The sequence below is a fragment of the Streptococcus sp. ACS2 genome (assembly GCF_000525585.1).
GTDB lineage: Bacteria > Bacillota > Bacilli > Lactobacillales > Streptococcaceae > Streptococcus.
The window spans coordinates 25,247-45,430 of sequence record NZ_JALT01000019.1; the positions used below are offsets into that span (position 1 = coordinate 25,247).

The following is a 20,184-nucleotide window of genomic DNA, read 5'->3' on the forward strand; positions in this document are numbered from 1 at the left end:
TTCTCAAGAAGGTGCTTGCGTTATATTCGCCAGGTCATCCATTCGTATTTTCTTGTTTTCGTCTCTCTTGATTGAAAACAGCTAGAATGCCATTAAAAACAAATTCTGCAATTTTTTCTGTAGAGGATGCGTAACGCATATTTTCCAGGGCGTATTGATAACGTTCATCAAAGTGGCGCATTACAAAGTCTGCTGAAGCTTTTGAGAACCTCTCTTGTCTTAGACGGTCATATACAAGTCCCCAAATATAATCTCTATCGTACTGTGTTGCTTCATCAACTTTGCGGTTTAGCGTATTTTGATATTTATCATCTTGACTAGAGTGAGCCATTTCATCATCATCATCAAAATGACTGACTTTATTATTACTCTCTTTAATCTCACTCACTTTAGTATAAGTTGAGTCGTAATTTGCGACTTCTTGAAGTCTGATTTCACGACTTCTTGAAGTCGTATTTTCCGACTTCCGGAAGTCGGCTTTTTCGACTTCCGTTGATTTCACTGGGTTTAAGAGCTGTTGAGCTTCCTCAAATTCCATATTAAGAATTTGAATATCTGTGATAGCGTTCTTGACATAGATGCGATTAGCCTTATTTAAACCTTGTCTAACTTCATCAATCAGCCCATATTTAATTAACTCTTTTTTCAACTTCATGACTTTATCTCGACCACAACCAAGGTCTTCAGACAAGTCCTCAATGTTGTAATAAATAAAAATATCGCCCAAGTCATCCACGAATCGTAAGTCACCTTTACGAGTGCTATCAAGCGAAGCACTTAAACGGTCACGGCAAAGCATAAACATCAACTTAGCTTCTGCTTTCAGTTTGCGGTAATACTTAGATTTAATAACCACTTTTGGAAGTTGATAGAAATTGTCGCTATTCAAAGCCTGCTCTAAAGAAATTCTACCGTAAGCCATTACCTTACCTCCCCAACTTTCAGCATCATACCACCTTGTTTAGGAAACTTAATCAAGTTATACTCTTCAAGTTCCTTCAAAGATTCAACTACTTTTTCACGTGACCATCCTGTATCATTCATCAATGACACAATAACCATATTTCTTGATTGTCTTTGTTTAGCACGTAATTTTTTCTGATTTGATTTCATAATTGAACCTCCGAGAGTTAGTATGAGAAAAAACAAAGAGAACGCTTTCCACGTTCTCTTAATGTTATTTATCTAATTCTCCCAATTCAGGACACATACTGGAAATTCCTAATGCCCTCCAAGAATACTAGACCAGGCTTTTTGATAGTCACTGTCAGTTCCACCAATAGCAAACTTGTAAGTCGTATCTCCAGGTCCATTTTTAGCCCAGTAAGTATCAACCATTTCACCACTTACAGAAACATTACGACCATTGACAGACACTGTTGCTGGTTTAAGACCTGTTGATTTGAGTACACTTGCCTTAATAGCACTTGAATCGATATTAAACTTATCTCCCGTTTTAAAAATACCTGGATTGGCATTGTAGATGGCGGAAGTTAAACGAGCCATATATTGCGTATTGTAGGTGTAACCCGTTTTAGAATTGGTTGGTGTATTATTGTCATAACCAGCCCAACCACCAAGAGTAATACCAGGCGTTGAGACAATCAACCAAGCATCCGCAAAGTTATCTGTCGTTCCTGTTTTACCCATCCAGTCAGCTGAGGCTGCTGCACCATTGACATTTTTCAATTCAGAATGAAATTGAGTTGTCGCTCCCTTAACCACAACTTCCTTGAGCAGGTTATCCATGATGCTAGCCGTAGCTCTTGAAAAGACTTGAACCCCTTCAGATTTATGCTGATAGATAACTTCGCCAGTCCGGTCAGTAATACTATCAATCATATGACCCTTCTCATAGACGCCACCATTTGAAAGCATCTGATAGGCATTTACTTGCTGGGCAACCGTGGTTTCAATTCCCCCGCCAAGAGGTAAACTCTCGATATTGTAGTTAGCAATCTTATAACCCATCTTGGTCATGTAACCCTCAACGTCAACATCATGACGTTGAAGCATTTGATATGTCCAAAAGGCTGGAATATTCCACGAGGTATTGAGTGCCTCTTGTAGGTTCATCATAGCTGTACCCTTATCACCATCATGGAGAATAGGCGTTCCACCCGTAAAATTAGTTGGATAGTTAGAAAGGATACTTGAGCTACCCATCAAACCTTGATCAATAGCAATTCCATAAGCAATAATAGGCTTAATAGATGAGCCTGGGGAGCGTGCCGTATCAAAGGCATGGTTATTTTGATTATTTTCGTAACTACGGCCACCAACAAATCCTAGAATTGCTCCAGTCGCATTATCCATGAGCACATTTCCGACTTCAACTCCACTATTTCCACCTTGGTCGAGGAGGCCACCATATTGACTCGCAGCATCTTGCATCGCATTATAAACTGCATTATCAATAGTTGTCTTAACGCTGTAGCCACCGGTTTGTAGCTCTTGTAGGGCCCTCTCACGATAGCTTTCCTTGGTCTTATCATTTTTCAAATCTTGACTCGATACCTTGTCACGTTTAACGAGATAATCATACATGACATCCTGAGCCTCAGACATGACAGAATAGTACAAATAGTCATGACTTACAGCATCAGACTTCTCACCAGCCTTGAAATCTTTAGTGATATCATAATCCTTATAGCTTTCATACTGCGACTTATCTAGATAGCCACCGCGATAAAGATTGTAGAGTACATCTTGCTGACGTGCTAAGCCATAAGAAAGATCCTCTGCATTTTTTAATTGACCGTCAGCTGTATAAGGTGAGTAGACAATCGGGCTCTGTGGCAAACCTGCCAGATAAGCCGCCTGAGGAACTGTCAAATCCGCTGCAGATACCCCAAAAATACCTTGAGCAGCCTCCTCAATACCAGCAATATTTTTCCCCTTGTTGTTACGTCCAAAAGGGGAAACATTCAGATAATCGGTTAAAATTTCATTTTTAGAAGCGCGACGCTCCAATTGTAAGGCATAGATAATCTCTGCCGCCTTACGTTTAAAGGTTGGCGCATCGCCTGTTACCTGTTGCTTGATTAACTGCTGCGTTAGCGTCGAACCACCACTTGAAGAGCCGACCCCCAAAACTGATGACACCAAAGCCCTAAAAACTGCCTTTGGTACAACACCCTTATGCTTTTTAAAATTTTCATCCTCAGTCGCAATGATGGCATTTTTGACATTGTTAGAAATAGCATCACTCTCAATAGGTGTTCTCAGCAAGTCAGTATCAATATCCGCAATCTTCTTGGAATCGGAATAGCTCATCGAAGATACCAAACTAACCTCACTAATCTGATTCAACAAGGTTTTGTCCTTAATCGACGGAACAGACTCAATTTGACTCCCCAGATAACCCAAACCAATTCCTGCACCGAATAAGGTAAGAACGATAATAACCACATAAAAGAAATCAGACAAGAGCTTTAAGGTTTTTAAGAAAACATCACCCATGTCTAAGAGTGTCATCCCATCCTCAGGCGACTTACGTGCTTGCTTACGATTCCACTTAGATCCAGTCGTAGCTTTCCTTTCTTTAAAAGATTTATCTCCTCTTTTAGACCTAGAACCAGCGAACTTTGTACGAATAGTCTGCCCTAGTCGCCTAAAATAATTTATTATTTTTTCAAAATTCATAGAAATACCTCAAAGCCTATTATAACAAACTTTGACAAAGCTTGCATAGGGTTGCTTTCTTTTGGTATAATGGTGCAGAATATACTTTACTGGAGAATATCATGACAATTTTTGAAGAACTAAAAGCACGTGGCTTGATTTTTCAAACCACTGATGAAGAAGCCCTTGTAAAAGCCTTTGAAGAGGGACCAGTCTCATACTACACTGGTTATGACCCAACAGCAGACAGTCTCCACCTTGGACACCTTGTCGCTATCCTTACAAGTCGCCGACTTCAATTGGCTGGACACAAACCTTACGCCCTCGTTGGTGGTGCAACAGGTTTGATTGGTGACCCATCATTTAAAGATGCTGAACGTAGCCTGCAAACCAAAGAAACTGTTGAAGGTTGGGTTGAAAAAATCCAAGGACAACTCTCTCGTTTCCTTGATTTTGAAAATGGTGACAACAAGGCCGTTATGGTCAACAACTATGACTGGTTTGGTTCAGTCAGCTTCATTGATTTCTTGCGTGACGTAGGTAAATACTTCACGGTTAACTACATGATGAGTAAGGAATCTGTTAAGAAACGTATAGAAACAGGTATCTCTTACACTGAGTTTGCCTACCAAATCATGCAAGGTTACGATTTCTATGAACTCAACGATAAGTACGGCGTAACCCTCCAAATTGGTGGTTCTGACCAATGGGGTAACATGACAGCAGGTACTGAGCTCTTGCGTCGTAAAGCAGATAAATCTGGACATGTCATCACTGTACCACTTATCACAGATTCAACTGGTAAAAAATTCGGTAAATCTGAAGGTAACGCTGTCTGGCTTGATGCTACTAAAACAACACCTTACGAAATGTACCAATTCTGGCTCAACGTTATGGATGATGACGCTGTTCGCTTCTTGAAGATTTTCACTTTCTTGTCACTTGAAGAAATCGAAGAGATCGGTAAAGAATTTGACCAAGCTCGTCACCAACGTTTGGCACAAAAGGTTTTGGCTCGTGAGGTTGTTACTTTGGTTCACGGTAAAGAAGCTTACGAACAAGCTGTTCACATCACTGAACAACTCTTCGCTGGTAACCTTAAAGCTCTCTCAGCACGCGACCTTAAAGTTGCCCTCAACGGTGTCCCAACATATGAAATTTCAGCAGATGAAAATCTGAACATCGTTGAACTTCTCGTCAATGCAAAAATTTCACCATCTAAACGTCAAGCACGTGAAGATGTCCAAAACGGCGCTATCTACATCAACGGTGAACGTGTACAAGACTTGGATTACACTCTCTCAGACACAGATAAAATTGATAATGAAATTACTGTTATCCGTCGTGGTAAGAAGAAAAACTTTGTCTTGACGTACTAATTTATGGCTATTCTCACTCCTTAATGGAGTGAGTTTTTTTTTACCAAAAAGAGCAGTAGGATTGATTCCCAACTACTCTCTTCAGAACACAAAAAACCAGCACTAGGCTGGTTTTCGAGACTATCACATTAGTTATAGATTTTGAATGCGTCGTCGTCGTTTTGACCAACGAATGGCATTGCTTTACGCAATTCAGCACCAACTTTTTCGATTTCAAGGTTAGCAGCTTCTTCACGGTAAGCAGTAAGTTTTGGACGTCCAGCCTTGTAGTCGTTAACGAAGTCGTTAGCGAATTTACCATTTTGGATGTCAGCAAGAACTGCTTTCATATTTTCTTTCACTTGTTCAGTGATAACACGTGGACCTGATACGTAGTCACCGAATTCAGCAGTGTTTGAAATTGATTGACGCATTTTCTTGAATCCACCTTCGTAGATCAAGTCAACGATCAATTTCATTTCGTGAAGCACTTCAAAGTAAGCCAATTCTGGAGCATATCCAGCTTCAGTCAAGACTTCAAAACCAGCTTCGATAAGGGCAGTCAAACCACCACAAAGAACTGCTTGTTCACCAAACAAATCTTCTTCAGTTTCTTCTTTGTATGTTGTTTCAAGAAGACCAACACGTGCTGCACCAACACCTTTACACCAGTCCATAGCGATGTCTTTAGCGTTACCTGTAGCATCTTGGTATACTGCGTAAAGTGCAGGAACACCAAAACCTTCTTCAAATGTACGACGTACCAAGTGACCAGGTCCTTTAGGAGCACACATGAAGACATCAACATCTTTAGGAACTTTGATGAATTCGAAGTGGATGTTAAATCCGTGTGCGAAACCAACAGCATTACCAGCTTCAAGGTTTGGAGCAATTTCTGCTTCGTAAAGTTCTTGTTGGATTTCGTCTGGAGCCAAGATCATGATAACATCAGCCAATTTAGTTGCTTCTGCTACTGTGTAAGTATCAAAACCATCTTCCTTAGCTTTATCAAATGATTTACCTGGACGAACACCGATGATCACATCGTGACCTGTATCACGCAAGTTTTGTGCATGCGCATGACCTTGTGAACCGTAACCGATAACGGCGATTTTTTTACCGTCAAGTGCTGCTACTTTTACGTCTTTTTCATATTCCATTTGAACTGCCATAGTAATATGTCTCTTTTCTAAAAAAATAATTTATTGCCTTTTTAAGGCTGGGTTAACAAATTTAAGTTGGATTTTTTAATCACGGGTAAATCCAGTAGCACCCGTACGAGCGATATTTTTGATTCCGTAAGGACGAATAACTCGTAGAAGCGCCTCGCTCTTTTCAGCATCACCAGTCATCTGGATAGTGATAGAGCTTGGTGCCACATCAACCACCGAAGCACGGAAAGGTTGAATAATCGCCAAGATTTCAGCACGTTTAGAGGTTGGTGCTGATACCTTAACTAGGATAACTTCACGTTCCAAGTGTGGCTGATCCGTGATATCACGGATGCGAATCACATCAATCTGACGATTAAGCTGTTTGATGATTTGTTCCACTTCATTTTGAGTATTCACATCAATAATAATCGTAATACGTGAAACATTAGGATCCTCAGAAGCCCCTACAGAGATACTTTCAATGTTAACTTGACGTCGTGAAAGAACACCTGTGAAGCGGTTAAGGACACCTGAACGGTTCTGAAGTTTAGCTGTTAACATTCTACGCATTGAACTTCACCCCCAACATTTCGTGATTACTCTTACCAGCCGGAACAATTGGCAAGACATGCTCTTTACGAGAGATATCCACCTCGATGAACATTGGCACGTCTTCCTTGATAACTTCCAAATCCTGATCAATTGTCTCTGGATTATCAAACTTGTAAGACTCAATGCCGTAAGCTTGAGCCATCAATTGGAAATCTGGAAGGGTATCAAAGACAGACTCTGATGTACGCCCTTCGTAGAAGGACTCTTGCCATTGACGTACCATACCAAGTGAGTGGTTATTCAACATAACAACCTTGATTGGCACCTTGTAAATATTTAAGATAGCCAATTCTTGATTCGTCATTTGGAAACCACCATCACCAACAAAGAGGATAACTTCTTTATCAGGATTAGCAATTTTAGCACCAATTGCTGCTGGAACACCGAACCCCATTGTTCCAAGACCACCTGAGGTCACCAATTGACGCTCATTTTGGTATGGATAATACTGAGCTGTCCACATTTGATGTTGACCAACGTCAGTAACAACAACCGCGTCACCCTTAGTCAATTCACCGATACGCTCGATAACTGCCTGAGGCTGTACCATACGTTCTTTCTTATCGTAAGAACGTACACGCTCTTTGTCTTTTGTAACTTTTTCAATCCATTTTTCAGTGTTATTCTTAACCACTGGTTCTGCTAAGAGCATTTCAAGAGCTTGCTTGGCATCACCAACAACTGGAAGGTCCACTGCAATAATTTTACCAATCTCAGCTGGATCCACATCAATATGGACAACCTTGGCATTCTTAGCAAATGTTTTAGGATTACCTGTCAAACGGTCATCAAAACGACAACCAATGGCAATCATAAAGTCAGCATCGGTCATAGCAATGTTAGCTGCATATGAACCGTGCATACCACCCATACCCAAGAAGAGGGGGTGACTAGTAGCAATTGTCCCTTGACCTAAAAGACTTGTAACAACTGGGATTTGGTAGCGTTCTGCAAAAGCAACTAGCTCCTTAGCAGATTCAGAATAAGACACCCCACCTCCAGCTACAATAACCGGCTTCTTAGCTTTACCCAACTGCTTCAAGATTTTCTTGATTTGCATTTCGTTTGGTCTTAGCGTCGGTTGGTAACTTGGAAGATTAATTTCAGGATCGTTGATGAAAGCTGTTTCCTTAGCCACGACATCTTTAGGGAGGTCGATAACAACTGGACCAGGTCGGCCAGTTGTTGCAATATGAACCGCTTCCCTAATAATACGAGGAATATCAGCTGTATCGCGAATCTGATAATTGTATTTTGTAATCGGCATGGTAATTCCGACAATGTCAGCCTCTTGGAAGGCATCCTTACCAATACCTGGTGTTGCGACCTGACCAGTAAAAACTAGGAGAGGTACGCTATCACTCATAGCATCTGCAATCCCTGTAATAGCATTAGTGGCACCAGGACCACTCGTTACAAGAGCAACACCGAGTTTACCAGTTGATTTGGCATAACCTTCAGCTTCGTGCAGACTTCCTTGCTCATGACGAGATAAAATATGATTAATCTTGTCATTTTTGTAAATAGCATCATACAAAGGAAGAACCGCTCCGCCAGGATATCCAAAGATAGTTGAAATCCCAAGTTCAAGAAGTGTATCTAGAATCAAATCAGCACCAGAGCGTGCTTCTTCAAGTTCAATTTTCTTCACATGGACCTCCTTTAGTAGTTGTTTTTTTCGAATTGTCTAAAAATTCAAAACCTTGTATACTATGATAACATTTTTAACCAAATTTGCAAGGGTTTCGGAGAAAAATATCACAAACTCTTCGGAAAGAATGTTCTTAGTTTTTTTCTTGTGCTTGACGTTCTGCTTTACGTTCTTCGAATTCTTCGTCACTCATCAAAGTCCCGCCGACATTGGCTGATTTAGCAAAGGCTGTATAGCGACGCAACCAACCACTTGAAATTTTTGATTTGAAAGGTTTCAAATGTTTGCGGCGTTCTTCAAGGGTTGCTTCATCGACAAGCAGATCAAGGGTACGATTTGGTAGGTCAATCACGATTTCATCCCCATCTTCGATTAGGGCGATATTACCACCTTCTGCTGCTTCTGGAGAAACGTGACCAATAGCAATACCACGAGTAGCTCCTGAGAAACGACCATCCGTAATCAGAGCCACATCCTTACCAAGACCGCGTCCGACAATCTTAGAAGTTGGTGCCAACATTTCTGGCATACCAGGTCCACCCTGAGGACCTTCGTAACGAATGACAACGACATGGCCCTTCTTAACTGTTCCATTATCAATCAACTCAAGGGCCTGATCTTGTGAATCACAACAAATAGCTTTACCACGGAAAGTTTTAACAGATGGATCTACACCACCGACCTTGATAACAGCTCCATCCTGAGCAATATTACCGTAAAGGATAGACAAACCACCAACTGGTGAGATAGGATGCTCAATTGGATGGATAATTTCTTCATTTTTGATTTCAGCACCAGCTACGTTTTCTTTCAAAGTCTTACCAGTAACTGTAATACGATCACCCTTAATGGCTCCTTTTTTAATCAACTGATTAATAATGGCTGGAACACCACCAGCTTCATGGACATCATGCATAGTGTAAACACTTGAAGGTGCAATTTTAGAGAGATAAGGTGTCTTCTTGGCAATCTCGTTAATGTCTTTAAGATCATAGTCAATACCGGCCTCACGCGCAATAGCAAGCGTATGAAGAACAGTATTGGTTGAACCACCCATGGCCATATCTAGAGCAAACGCATCATCGATGGCTTCTTTGGTCACAATATCACGTGGGCGAACATTATTTTTGATGTTATCCATCAATTTTGTGGCTGCTTGACGAACCAATTCACGGCGTTCATCTGAAACGGCTAGGATAGTACCGTTACCTGGAAGGGCAAGGCCCAAAACTTCCATCAAACAGTTCATTGAGTTAGCGGTAAACATTCCTGAGCATGAACCACAAGTTGGACAAGCATTTTTCTCCAAATAATCGAGCTCTTCCTTGCTCATATCTCCAGCCTGATAGGTACCTACAGCTTCAAACAAACTTGATAGCGTCGCTTGGTGACCAGTCATGTCAACGCCACCCTTCATAGGGCCACCAGAACAAAATACTGCTGGCACATTAGTACGCATGGCCGCCAAAATCATCCCTGGTGTAATCTTATCACAGTTAGGAATGTAGAAAACCCCGTCAAACCAGTGGGCATTAATAACTGTTTCTGCAGAATCGGCAATCAATTCACGAGATGGAAGACTGTAACGCATCCCAATATGCCCCATGGCAATCCCATCATCCACACCAATGGTATTAAACTCAAAAGGAATACCGCCAGCCTCACGGATAGCTTCCTTGGCAATATCTGCTAATTCACGCAAGTGAACATGCCCTGGAACAATATCAATATAAGAGTTACAAATAGCAATGAAGGGCTTTTGCATGTCATTGGCAGATTTAACTTGCCCAGTCGCATACAAAAGTCCGCGTGCTGGTGCCTTATCAACACCAACTTTGATCATATCACTTCTCATGATGTTACCTTCAATCTATAAAATTTCTTACAACATATGTTACCACTTTGGAAAGTAATGTCAAGGAATTTTCAGAATATTTTTGTAATTCCGAAAAGATATCCCTGCTATATCAAAACTGACAAAACAAAAAGGAAGCCCTAAGACTTCCTAAATGATTATTCAAAATTATTCAACACTGAAGAGGTATGGATAAACTGGTTGGTCTCCTTGGAAGATTTCAACTTCGATATCTTCGTGAGCCTCTTCCAATTTTTCCGCAAGTGCTTGAGCTTGTTCTTGATTACCTTCTTCGCCGACGTAAATCATAACAATTTCACTGTCTTCGTCAATCATTTTGTCAAAGGTATCAAGAAGGGCTTGGTCCATATCTGGTGTAGACACAAGGATCTTACCATCCACCATACCAAGGATATCATTTTCATGAATCTCAAGACCATCAATAGTTGTATCACGTACCGCCAATGTCACGCTACCACTTGTTACATCTGAAAGACTAGCTGTCATAGCTTCAACATTAGCTTCGATACTTTGGCTAGGATCAAAAGCAAGCAAACTTGTAAATCCTTGTGGAACTGTACGTGTTTCAACAACAGCCGCATTGACATCTACTACTTCAGCAGCTGATTGCGCTGCCATAAAGATGTTTTTATTGTTTGGCAAGATGATTACATTCTTAGCATTGACCTGTTCAATAGCCTTAACAATATCTTCTGTTGATGGGTTCATTGTTTGACCACCTGAAATCACATAGTCAACACCTTGTGATTTGAAGATATCTGCAAGTCCATCTCCGGCAACAACTGCAATAAGGGCAAAGTCTTTAGGAGCAGAAGGTGCAGCTTGGATAGCTTCTTCTTTTTGAACTTGTGCATCGTGTTGGTTACGCATGTTGTCAACCTTAACTTTGACAAGAGCCCCATATTTAAGACCTTCTTGCATGACAAGACCTGGATCCTCTGTATGGACGTGAACTTTTACAATTTCATCGTCGTTAACCACAAGGAGAGAATCCCCAAGGTTACTCAAGTAATTTTGGAACTCTTCATAGTCAAAGTCTTTCACATAAGTCGGACCTTGTTTGAGACCAATCATGATTTCCGTACAGTAACCGAAGGTAATGTCTTCTGTGGCAACATGACCAGCAACTGACTTATGGTGTTCTGCATTGATCATCTCTGTCATCGTAGCAGGTGTCGCTTGGAAGTCCTCTGAAGCGATATACTCACCTGTAAGGGCTGACAAGAAACCTTCATAAATAAAGACCAAACCTTGACCACCTGAGTCTACTACTCCAACTTCTTTCAAAACTGGAAGCATCTCTGGTGTCTTAGCCAAGGCAGCCTTAGCTCCGTCAAGAGCTGCACGCATAACCTCAACAGCATCATTCGTAGATTCAGCTTTCTTAATCGCTGCTGAAGCTGCACCACGTGATACTGTAAGGATTGTTCCTTCGACAGGTTTCATAACAGCTTTATAAGCAACTTCAACACCTGCTTGGAAGGCGTGAGCTAAATCTTGACCATCAAGTTCCGTTTTATCCTTGATACTTTGACCAAATCCACGGAACAATTGTGACGTGATAACACCTGAGTTACCACGGGCACCCATCAAAAGACCCTTAGACAAAATCTGACCAACTTCACCAACTGTTGAAGCTGATTGATCTGCGACAGCTTTAGCTCCGTTATCCATAGTCATTCCCATGTTTGTTCCAGTATCTCCATCTGGTACTGGGAAGACATTGAGTGAATTCACATATTCTGCTTGCTTACCTAGACGTGTTGCTGCCGCTTGGACCATCTCCTGAAGCAAGCTTGTTGTAATTTTAGACACTAGTTTTCTCCTACGACTTTAATATTTTGAACGTAAACATTTACTGTTTCAGCCTTGATACCGAGTTGATTCTCAAGATTAAATTTCACACGTTCTTGAATATTTTTTGAAACCTCACTAATCTTAACACCGTAACTCATAACAGTGTAAACATCCACAGTAATACCTGCATCAGTAGATTTCACGACAACTCCTTTTGCGTAGTTTTCCTTTCCAAGAAGTGCTTGAAAATTATCTCGGATAGCACTCTTACTTGCCATACCGACAACGCCAAAAATTTCTGTTGCTGAACCGCCAACTACTGTTGCGATGACATCATCTGACAATTCGATTTGACCATCTTTTGTATTGATTTTTACAGTCATAATTACTACCTCAAAAAGTTTTTATCAGCTTATTTTACCATATTCGAGCTTACTTGTAAAAAATAAGAAGAAGATACCCTTTGAATAAGAGTATCTCCTCAATATTTATCATTAAAACTTTCTCTTTATGAGATAACGACGGTACATCACATAGAGGAAGACCGCACGCCATACATTATCAACAACGGTTGCAATCCAGACGCCTGCAAGACCCATTCCCAAACTCACTCCTAGGAAGTAGCCTGAGAAAATTCGGATAATCCACATCCCAATAGTTGTCGCATAGAAAGGCATCTTAGCCTTACCCAGACCTTGCCAAACTGCAGTGTAGACTAGAGTCGCCGAAGTCACGGGATTCCCAAGGAAAGAATAAAGAATAACTACCTGACTAGCCGCAATAGCTGCTTTATTATCTGTAAAGAGACTTGATAATCCTTGTCCAAAAAGCAAGATACCCCCTGAAACCAGAACCATCAAGAAGGTTGAAATCCAATAAGACTCTCGTATAATACGCTTCATCTGCGCCTTATCCCCTCGTCCCAGACTATTGGCAACCAAGATAACTGTAGCCGTGGCGACTCCCATACCGGGCATATAGTTAAACTGAGTGAGGTTTTCACCAATGGCGTTACCACCGACAACGGCTGTACCAAAGGTAACAATAATAGCCACAATGACCACATCTCCAGCACGCATCATCAGTCGTTCACCTGCTGCTGGCAGAGCAATCCCCAACAACTCCCTGTTGAAAGGTTTGGTAACTTCAAGCTGCTTCACATCCAGTTTCATCGCTTGCCACAGTATCACTGTCCCAACCAGACGAGAAAAAACCGTAGCCGTTGCGACCCCAATAATCCCCCAATGTCCCACAAAGATAGCTAAAGAAGATAAAATAGCATTAAGAACATTAGTCAAAAGACTGACGACCATGGAAATACGAGGCCGTCCCTTGGCCCGTAATATGTTACCAAAAGTAGTCATTAAGGCTAGGAAGACCACTCCTCCACCGACAAGAGCAAGGTAGAGACTACCAGCCTGAGTCACAGATTGCTCAGTACCTAAAAGATTAAGAATGGCCCCACCACCAAAAATGGAAAGTAAACCAAGAATGAGACTAAGAGCAAGGGTAATAATAATAGCATCCCAGGTGTCTCGGTTAGTCGCTTTAACATCTCCCTTCCCTAGACTTCTAGCAATGACACTGGCACTTGAGGCTCCTAGAGCAATGAAGATAGCTTGGTAAATCGTGATTATATTATTGGCTACGGAAACCCCTGATATGGCGACAATACCAACCTGAGCCACTAGGTAAGAATCGACAACCCCCATCAACATTTGTAGAAGGTTTTCGGCCATAGCAGGCAAGGCTATGTTTAGAATTTTCTTTGTTTCTGTCATAATATTCTCTTCTATATTGATAAAAATAGGGCTGATTTCTCAGCTCCTATTTTTTTTATTCTTATACACCAAGATAGCTTTCAACTGCTTTTTGCATATCAGCTGCCGCAACAACTGTTTTATGGCGAACTTCCGCATGTTCAAGTCCATCTACAGCAGCTGGGATAGCTACACCTGAAAGTTGGTGCAAATCTTCTACTGCTTTGAAATCATCCCCACTGTCTTTACCAGTGACAGCTGAAATAGCCACACGTGGGAATTTATATGGGCTAGCTGTTGAAGCGATAACTGTAGGGGTGTGGTCATCTGTCTTTTGAACATATGCTTCGTAAACCGCTGAGGCAACCGCTGTATGAGGATCTTCGATATACTTGTCTTCTTCATAAACACGTTTGATTTCAGCAGCTGTTTCATCCTCAGTTGCAAATCCTGCTGCAAACAAGTCAAGAATATCTTTATCTGCATCCGCCAAAGTATACTCACCCTTAGTCACAAGCGCATCCATGAGCTCTTTAGTCTTAGCAGCATCATTACCAAGAAGGTGGAAAATCAAGCGTTCCAAGTTAGAAGATACCAAGATATCCATAGAAGGACTTGTCGTTACCTTGAAGTCACGTTTCTTGTCATAAGTACCCGTTGCGAAGAAGTCTGTGAGGACGTTATTTTCATTAGAGGCACAGATTAATTTGCCAACCGGAACACCAATCTGACGTGCATAATAAGCCGCCAAGATATTACCAAAGTTTCCTGTTGGTACTGTGAAGTTAACCTTATCTCCGTTTTGGATATGACCTGCCTTAACCAACTGCGCATAGGCATATACATAGTAAACCACTTGTGGTACCAAACGACCGACGTTCATTGAGTTAGCTGATGAGAATTGCGTATGATGAGCCAACAATTTCTCACGCAAGTCAAAATCATTAAACATACGTTTCACATCGGTTTGGGCATCATCAAAGTTACCATCAATAGCAATAACGTGAGTGTTAGCTCCTGTTTGAGTGGTCATTTGCAATTCTTGGATTTTTGAAACACCGTCTTTTGGATAAAAGACAATAATTTCAGTTCCAGGAACATCTGCAAAACCAGCCATAGCAGCCTTACCAGTATCACCTGATGTCGCTGTCAAGATAACAATCTTATTATCAACACCTTGCTTTTTAGCTGATGTTGTTAGCAAGTAAGGCAAGATTGAAAGGGCCATATCTTTGAAAGCGATAGTAGAACCATGGAAAAGTTCAAGGTTGTAGTGGTTCTTAAGTTTAACTACTGGTGCAATAGCAGCTGTATCAAACTTGTCGTCATAAGCATTTGTGATACAGTAATCTAATTCCTCTTCCGTAAAATCATCCAAGAAAGCTGACAAGACCAATTTAGCAACTTCTTGGTAAGAAGCATCTTTCAATTGATCAAAGTCCAAAGCAACCTCAGGTGTTGACAATGGTGTGAACAAGCCACCATCTGTTGCCAAACCTTGAAGAATAGCTTGACTAGCAGTTACTTTATTATTTTCGTCACGTGTTGATTGGTATACAAGTGTCATGGTAAATCCTCTTTTTAGATAGTGTGTGGCTCTATTGTAGCATAATTGTCAGAATATTTCTACACGTATTGTGACTTGTGAGAAAATCATTCGGATATCACCTTATTCTCTTCCCTCAACGACATGAAAAAATCCGGAATAGCGATTCCGGATGTCATTTTAAAATTTATCTTTGGTGTCATTCTTAGTTGAGAAAGTAATATCTTTTGATTTACCATCACCACTAAGCGTTACTTTCTTGTCTTTTTTAGTCACTTTTAGCTCTTGACCTTTTTTCACATTGAGACCATCGATATCAACATCTTTGTTGACAGAAGTAACAGTCATCTTATGTCCTAAACGACTAACCTTTCCTTTGAAAAGGGTTGTCGTTGTTTCGCCTGTCTTCGAATCATACTTTTGACCATTATCTTTCGCAGCTTTTTCAAGAGCTTCATCAAGTTCTTTTTCTATGGTTTCCTCACTATAATAGTTTTCAAAAGAATCTCCATAGAAGGCTTTAAATAAATCTCCAAAGGCTGAGAAGGACTTCTGAACCCTCTCACGATAGTCCTTGATATAGGTTTTCTTATCAAAAGTATAGCTAGCAGTCACCTTGGCATTGCTACCCTTTACTTTCATGGTTACAGCAGTATCTTTAAAGTACTTTTCAAGCTCCTTACTATCCAAGTCTGTCAAACTTTCAGACATGCTTGAGCTATACTCTCTACCTAGAGAACTACTGTACCATTTGCCATCAATATTACCTGTCACATAACGGTAAGTCATAAAGCCACCGATACATAAGAAGACAAGGACTACTGCTGACAAAACTGAGACTAGGATGCGTTTTTTCTTTTTGGGATCCATTGGTTTTTTAGGAGCCAAATTTGCCATAGCTGCTTGTCCTTCTGGAAAAGGAACCGTAGAAGGTGCAGTTGCTGTTACTACTGGTGCCGTTTCAGTTGTTAGAGGACTAGTACTTGTCTCGACGATTTCTGCCTCAACCTTAATAGGTTCAGTAGTAGCTGTATCTTCAGTTTTAGCCGGTGCTTCATTAACAAACTCCCCAGCTTTCAAAGCATCCGCCATTTCCTGAACACTCGGCTTACGTCCGTTTACCGTTTCAAAATAGTCCAACCATTCTGCTCTTGTCATTTATATTCCCCTTTAATTTCCTTTTTTATTTATTTTTTGTAAAGCTAATGTCACCAAATTCACTGTGTGCCTTAATAGTAAAGCCTCCATTGTTAGGCGTATAATCTAATACATCACCTTTTTTAAAAGCATCTGAATCTCCAGCCTTATCCACAGTGATTGTTTGCTCCCAACGGTTAATATCACCCGTAAAAGCAGTTGTTGTGACACGACCGGTTTTGGCATCGTAGGTATAACTCTTTGGAAGTTCTTTCTTCACTGTCTCATCAAACTGTTTATAGTAGTCTTTTTCTGACAATGAATAACTATCAAAAACCTCCGAGAACTCCTCGCCGTACTGACCTTTCAATTCAGTAACTCTACTCTGGTAAGCCTGATAAAGACCTTTACGATTGTAAACAAAGCTCACTTTTAAGTGAGCCTTATTGTCAGTAATACTCATTACTGTATTGATATCGGTGATAAGATCTTGACCTTGTGGTAAAGCATTACTAACTTTATTCTTAGTATTAGCAGTATCTTTCAGAGTGGCTAACATTTTCTCACTAAAGGTTGGGCTTGTCCAATCGCCCTCAATGCTTGCGGCTCGATAACGGTATCCCATCACGAGACAAACAATCAAAAGTATGGTGAGTATCGCTGCAATCACACCTGATACCATCCCCACAATATTCTTTGCGGTTACTGGCTCCTTTGATTCTTTTACTTGTTGACTAGGATTGAATTGAACACTCACCATCCTATCAGCATTAAACTCTTTAAACTTATTAGTCGCTCTATTCCCTGCTGCAGAAGCCACTGGTGGCCTCAATTCACGAGACTTGAGAGGATGTGCTGTTTCACCCAAACTAAGCCCTTCTTCTTTTGTCATAGGAATCTCCTTATCTCGCTGTAAGGTTATTATAACAATTCTTAAAGCGTTTTTCTATCTTATTCGGGAAAGTACTTTATTTTTAATTTGGATAAACACTCTAATATAGAAGGTTTCTAGCAAAAAAAGTAGCCCTTATAGAGCTACTTTAGTCTATCGCTTATCCTTTATAATCAAAGGCAATTTCGATGATTTCTTTCAATTCTGAAATAAGTGGTTCTTTCGGATTAGCTGTTGTACATTGGTCTTCATAAGCATGTTCGGCCAAAGTATAGGCAGTGTCTTGAAGAAGTTTCTTAGTAACACCTTGCCCCTTCCAGTTCATGGCAATACCAACGGCAATACCCAATTCGTATACTTTTTGTGCCAAAACTTCAACTAATTCAGCATCTGATTGCTTGTCAGTGCCCCATCCCATGAAACGAGCGATATCTGCGTAATCTTTGTCTGCACGGAAGTAGTCATATTTAGGGAACATAGCGTGTTTTTGAGGATCACGACCGTTGTAACGGATAACGTGAGGCATCAAAATCGCATTAGTACGTCCGTGTGGAATGTCAAACATAGGACCAACCTTATGAGCTAGTGAGTGGTTGATACCAAGGAAGGCATTGGCGAAGGCCATACCAGCCATTGTTGACGCATTATGCATTTTTTCACGTGATTCTTCATCACCAAAGCGGTAAGAATGTTCAAGATTTTCAAAAACAAGTTTAATCGCTTGAAGTGAAAGCCCACGTGTATAGTCGCTAGCCATGACTGATACATAAGATTCAATGGCGTGAGTCAAAACGTCCATACCTGTATCTGCTGTAACGCTGGCAGGTACACTCATAACCAAAGCAGGGTCAACGATAGCAATGTCCGGAGTCAAAGCATAATCTGCCAATGGGTACTTGATATGAGTTTCACTATCAGTGATAACCGCAAATGACGTTACCTCTGAACCTGTCCCTGAAGTTGTTGGGATACAGATGAATTGTGTCTTCTGAGCGTAAGGAATCTTGTAAGTACGTTTACGGATATCCAAGAATTTTTGTTTAGCACCGAAGAAGCTTACATCTGGGTGTTCGAAGAACATCCACATAGCCTTAGCAGCGTCCATTGCAGAACCACCACCAAGAGCGATGATTACATCTGGTTGGAAATCTACAAAGCGTTCCAAACCTTTATAAACGGTATTAGTAGATGGGTTTGGCTCAACATCTGAGAAAACATCTACTGCCGGTCTGTGGCGGTTAAGTTCCAATTGGCGTTTAACCAAGTCTGCATAACCAAACTGAACCATACCAGGGTCACAAACCAACATCACGCGCTCAGCTTCAATGTGACGCAAGTAAGTTATTGAATCTTTTTCGAAGAAGATTTTTGGTGGGACGCGAAACCATTGCATGTTATTGCGGCGCTTTGACAATGTTTTAACATTCAAGAGATCAAATGAGCTAACATTGTGTGACACTGAGTTATGACCGTGTGAACCACAACCAAGAGTCAATGATGGAATCATGTTATTGTAGATATTACCGATACCACCTTCAGCTGATGGGCTATTAACCAAGACACGGCAGGCTTTCATGCGGATACCATATTGGAGTTGGAGCTCTTCATTTTCAGTGTGGATAACAGCAGTGTGTCCAAGACCACCCAAATTGAGCATACCTTCTGCTTTTTTGAATCCATCTTCAACGCCATCAGATTTGATAAGAGCAAGTACTGGAGACAATTTTTCCAAGGCAAGTGGGTGTTCCATTGTTGCATCTGGAATTTCTGCCAAAAGCATTTTTGTACCTGCAGGAACTTTAAGGCCAGCTTTTTCAGCAATTTCAATAGCTGAGTGACCTACAATGGCACCATTTACAGCTGTACGCGCTTCATTAAGAACGACTTTTTCCAATTTAGCAATATCAGCTTTTTTAGAAATGATGACACATTGATGTGCTTCAAATTCAGCCTTAACTTCGTCATAAATAGCTGCATCAACGATAGCTGCTTGTTCAGACGCACAAATCATACCATTATCAAAAGTTTTTGAAACGATGATATCGTTGACCGCACGTTTAACCTTAGCATCAGCAGCGATATAAGATGGGACGTTTCCGGCTCCTACACCAAGCGCTGGTTTACCAGTTGAATAAGCAGCCTTAACCATTCCAGGTCCACCAGTCGCAAGTACTGTGGCAATCTTAGGATGGTTCATCAAAAGACCAGTTGCTTCGATAGATGGCTCTTCAATCCACTGGATGCAGTCCTTAGGTGCACCTGCTTCAATAGCCGCATCACGAACAATACGAGCAGCCTCTGCAGATGATTTCTGAGCTGATGGGTGGAAGGCAAAGATGATAGAGTTACGTGTCTTAAGAGCAATGAGGGCTTTGAAAATGGTTGTTGAAGTTGGGTTAGTTGTTGGTGTAACCCCACAGATAACACCAACCGGCTCAGCGATAGAAACCAAACCTTGTTCTTTATCTTCAGCAATAACGCCTACAGTTTTGTCATATTTAATACTATTCCAAATGTATTCAGAAGCATACATGTTCTTTATGGCTTTATCTTCGTAAATACCGCGCCCTGTTTCATCAACGGCCAATTTTGCCAAATACATGTGTTTATCTAGAGCAGCAATCGCAGCTTGGTGAACAATATGGTCCACTTGCTCCTGCGTAAAGTTAGCCATAGCATCAAGGGCTTCAACCCCTTTTGTTGCCAATTCATCTATTACTGTTTGAACATCTTTAGTTTGTTTAGTCATATGAAACTCCTTTGAATACTTGTTAAAA

At 40.9% G+C, this 20,184-nt stretch carries 14 protein-coding genes and 1 pseudogene; 1 reads left to right on the plus strand and 14 read right to left on the minus strand.

The annotated features are described in order from the left end of the window. Positions 1-34 precede the first annotated feature (34 nt). The 3 genes from HMPREF1517_RS03100 to pbp1b all read right to left on the minus strand — a co-directional run bounded on the left by HMPREF1517_RS03100 (position 35) and on the right by pbp1b (position 3,645). On the minus strand, positions 35-922 hold the full coding sequence (locus HMPREF1517_RS03100; RefSeq protein WP_037599305.1) for a replication initiator protein A: 888 nt from the start codon (positions 920-922) through the stop codon (positions 35-37). Continuing rightward, entirely contained in the window at positions 922-1,113 is a 192-nt protein-coding gene (locus HMPREF1517_RS03105; RefSeq protein WP_037599306.1) for a hypothetical protein, read from the minus strand. The genes HMPREF1517_RS03100 and HMPREF1517_RS03105 overlap by 1 nt, the downstream gene beginning before the upstream one ends. Before the next feature lie 108 nt (positions 1,114-1,221). Beyond that, the gene (gene pbp1b, locus HMPREF1517_RS03110; RefSeq protein ID WP_037599308.1) at positions 1,222-3,645 is read right to left on the minus strand and encodes a penicillin-binding protein PBP1B; all 2,424 of its coding nucleotides are present in this window, start codon (positions 3,643-3,645) and stop codon (positions 1,222-1,224) included. Between the two features lie 101 nt (positions 3,646-3,746). On the opposite strand from pbp1b, the gene tyrS reads away from it, so the two are divergent. After that, positions 3,747-5,003 (plus strand): tyrosine--tRNA ligase, encoded by a 1,257-nt coding sequence (gene tyrS, locus HMPREF1517_RS03115; RefSeq protein WP_003092098.1) that lies wholly within the window; start codon positions 3,747-3,749, stop codon positions 5,001-5,003. Positions 5,004-5,131: 128 nt separating this feature from the next. Here tyrS and ilvC read toward each other — a convergent pair whose 3' ends face one another. The 11 genes and pseudogenes from ilvC to adhE form a co-directional block, all read right to left on the minus strand. Beyond that, complete coding sequence (ilvC, locus tag HMPREF1517_RS03120; RefSeq protein WP_002885764.1) at positions 5,132-6,154, minus strand: ketol-acid reductoisomerase; 1,023 nt, start codon at positions 6,152-6,154, stop codon at positions 5,132-5,134. Positions 6,155-6,229: 75 nt separating this feature from the next. After that, complete coding sequence (gene ilvN / locus HMPREF1517_RS03125; RefSeq protein WP_002892046.1) at positions 6,230-6,706, minus strand: acetolactate synthase small subunit; 477 nt, start codon at positions 6,704-6,706, stop codon at positions 6,230-6,232. Then, the gene (locus tag HMPREF1517_RS03130; RefSeq protein ID WP_037599309.1) at positions 6,699-8,399 is read right to left on the minus strand and encodes an acetolactate synthase large subunit; all 1,701 of its coding nucleotides are present in this window, start codon (positions 8,397-8,399) and stop codon (positions 6,699-6,701) included. Before HMPREF1517_RS03130 ends, ilvN begins: the two co-directional genes overlap by 8 nt. A 133-nt stretch (positions 8,400-8,532) precedes the next feature. Next, positions 8,533-10,254, minus strand: coding sequence for a dihydroxy-acid dehydratase (ilvD, locus tag HMPREF1517_RS03135; RefSeq protein ID WP_037599310.1), 1,722 nt, complete (start codon positions 10,252-10,254; stop codon positions 8,533-8,535). Positions 10,255-10,422: 168 nt separating this feature from the next. Continuing rightward, positions 10,423-12,090: a DAK2 domain-containing protein gene (locus HMPREF1517_RS03140; protein ID WP_014635125.1), complete on the minus strand. Its 1,668-nt coding sequence runs from the start codon at positions 12,088-12,090 to the stop codon at positions 10,423-10,425. After that, positions 12,090-12,455, minus strand: coding sequence for an Asp23/Gls24 family envelope stress response protein (locus HMPREF1517_RS03145; protein WP_002885694.1), 366 nt, complete (start codon positions 12,453-12,455; stop codon positions 12,090-12,092). Before HMPREF1517_RS03145 ends, HMPREF1517_RS03140 begins: the two co-directional genes overlap by 1 nt. 111 nt (positions 12,456-12,566) lie before the next feature. Beyond that, on the minus strand, positions 12,567-13,853 hold the full coding sequence (locus HMPREF1517_RS03150) for an MATE family efflux transporter (protein WP_002885805.1): 1,287 nt from the start codon (positions 13,851-13,853) through the stop codon (positions 12,567-12,569). Positions 13,854-13,914: 61 nt separating this feature from the next. Further along, positions 13,915-15,399, minus strand: a complete 1,485-nt coding sequence (thrC, locus tag HMPREF1517_RS03155) for a threonine synthase (RefSeq protein WP_037599311.1) — start codon at positions 15,397-15,399, stop codon at positions 13,915-13,917. A 159-nt stretch (positions 15,400-15,558) separates the two neighbouring features. Further along, positions 15,559-16,536 carry a hypothetical protein gene (locus HMPREF1517_RS03160; RefSeq protein ID WP_037599312.1) on the minus strand — a complete coding sequence of 326 codons (978 nt, stop codon included), beginning with the start codon at positions 16,534-16,536 and terminating at the stop codon, positions 15,559-15,561. 25 nt (positions 16,537-16,561) lie between these two features. After that, positions 16,562-17,407 (minus strand): hypothetical protein, encoded by an 846-nt coding sequence (locus tag HMPREF1517_RS03165; RefSeq protein WP_037599313.1) that lies wholly within the window; start codon positions 17,405-17,407, stop codon positions 16,562-16,564. 160 nt (positions 17,408-17,567) lie between these two features. Beyond that, positions 17,568-20,180: pseudogene (gene adhE / locus HMPREF1517_RS03170) on the minus strand (bifunctional acetaldehyde-CoA/alcohol dehydrogenase); the annotation flags it as partial. Positions 20,181-20,184 lie beyond the last annotated feature (4 nt).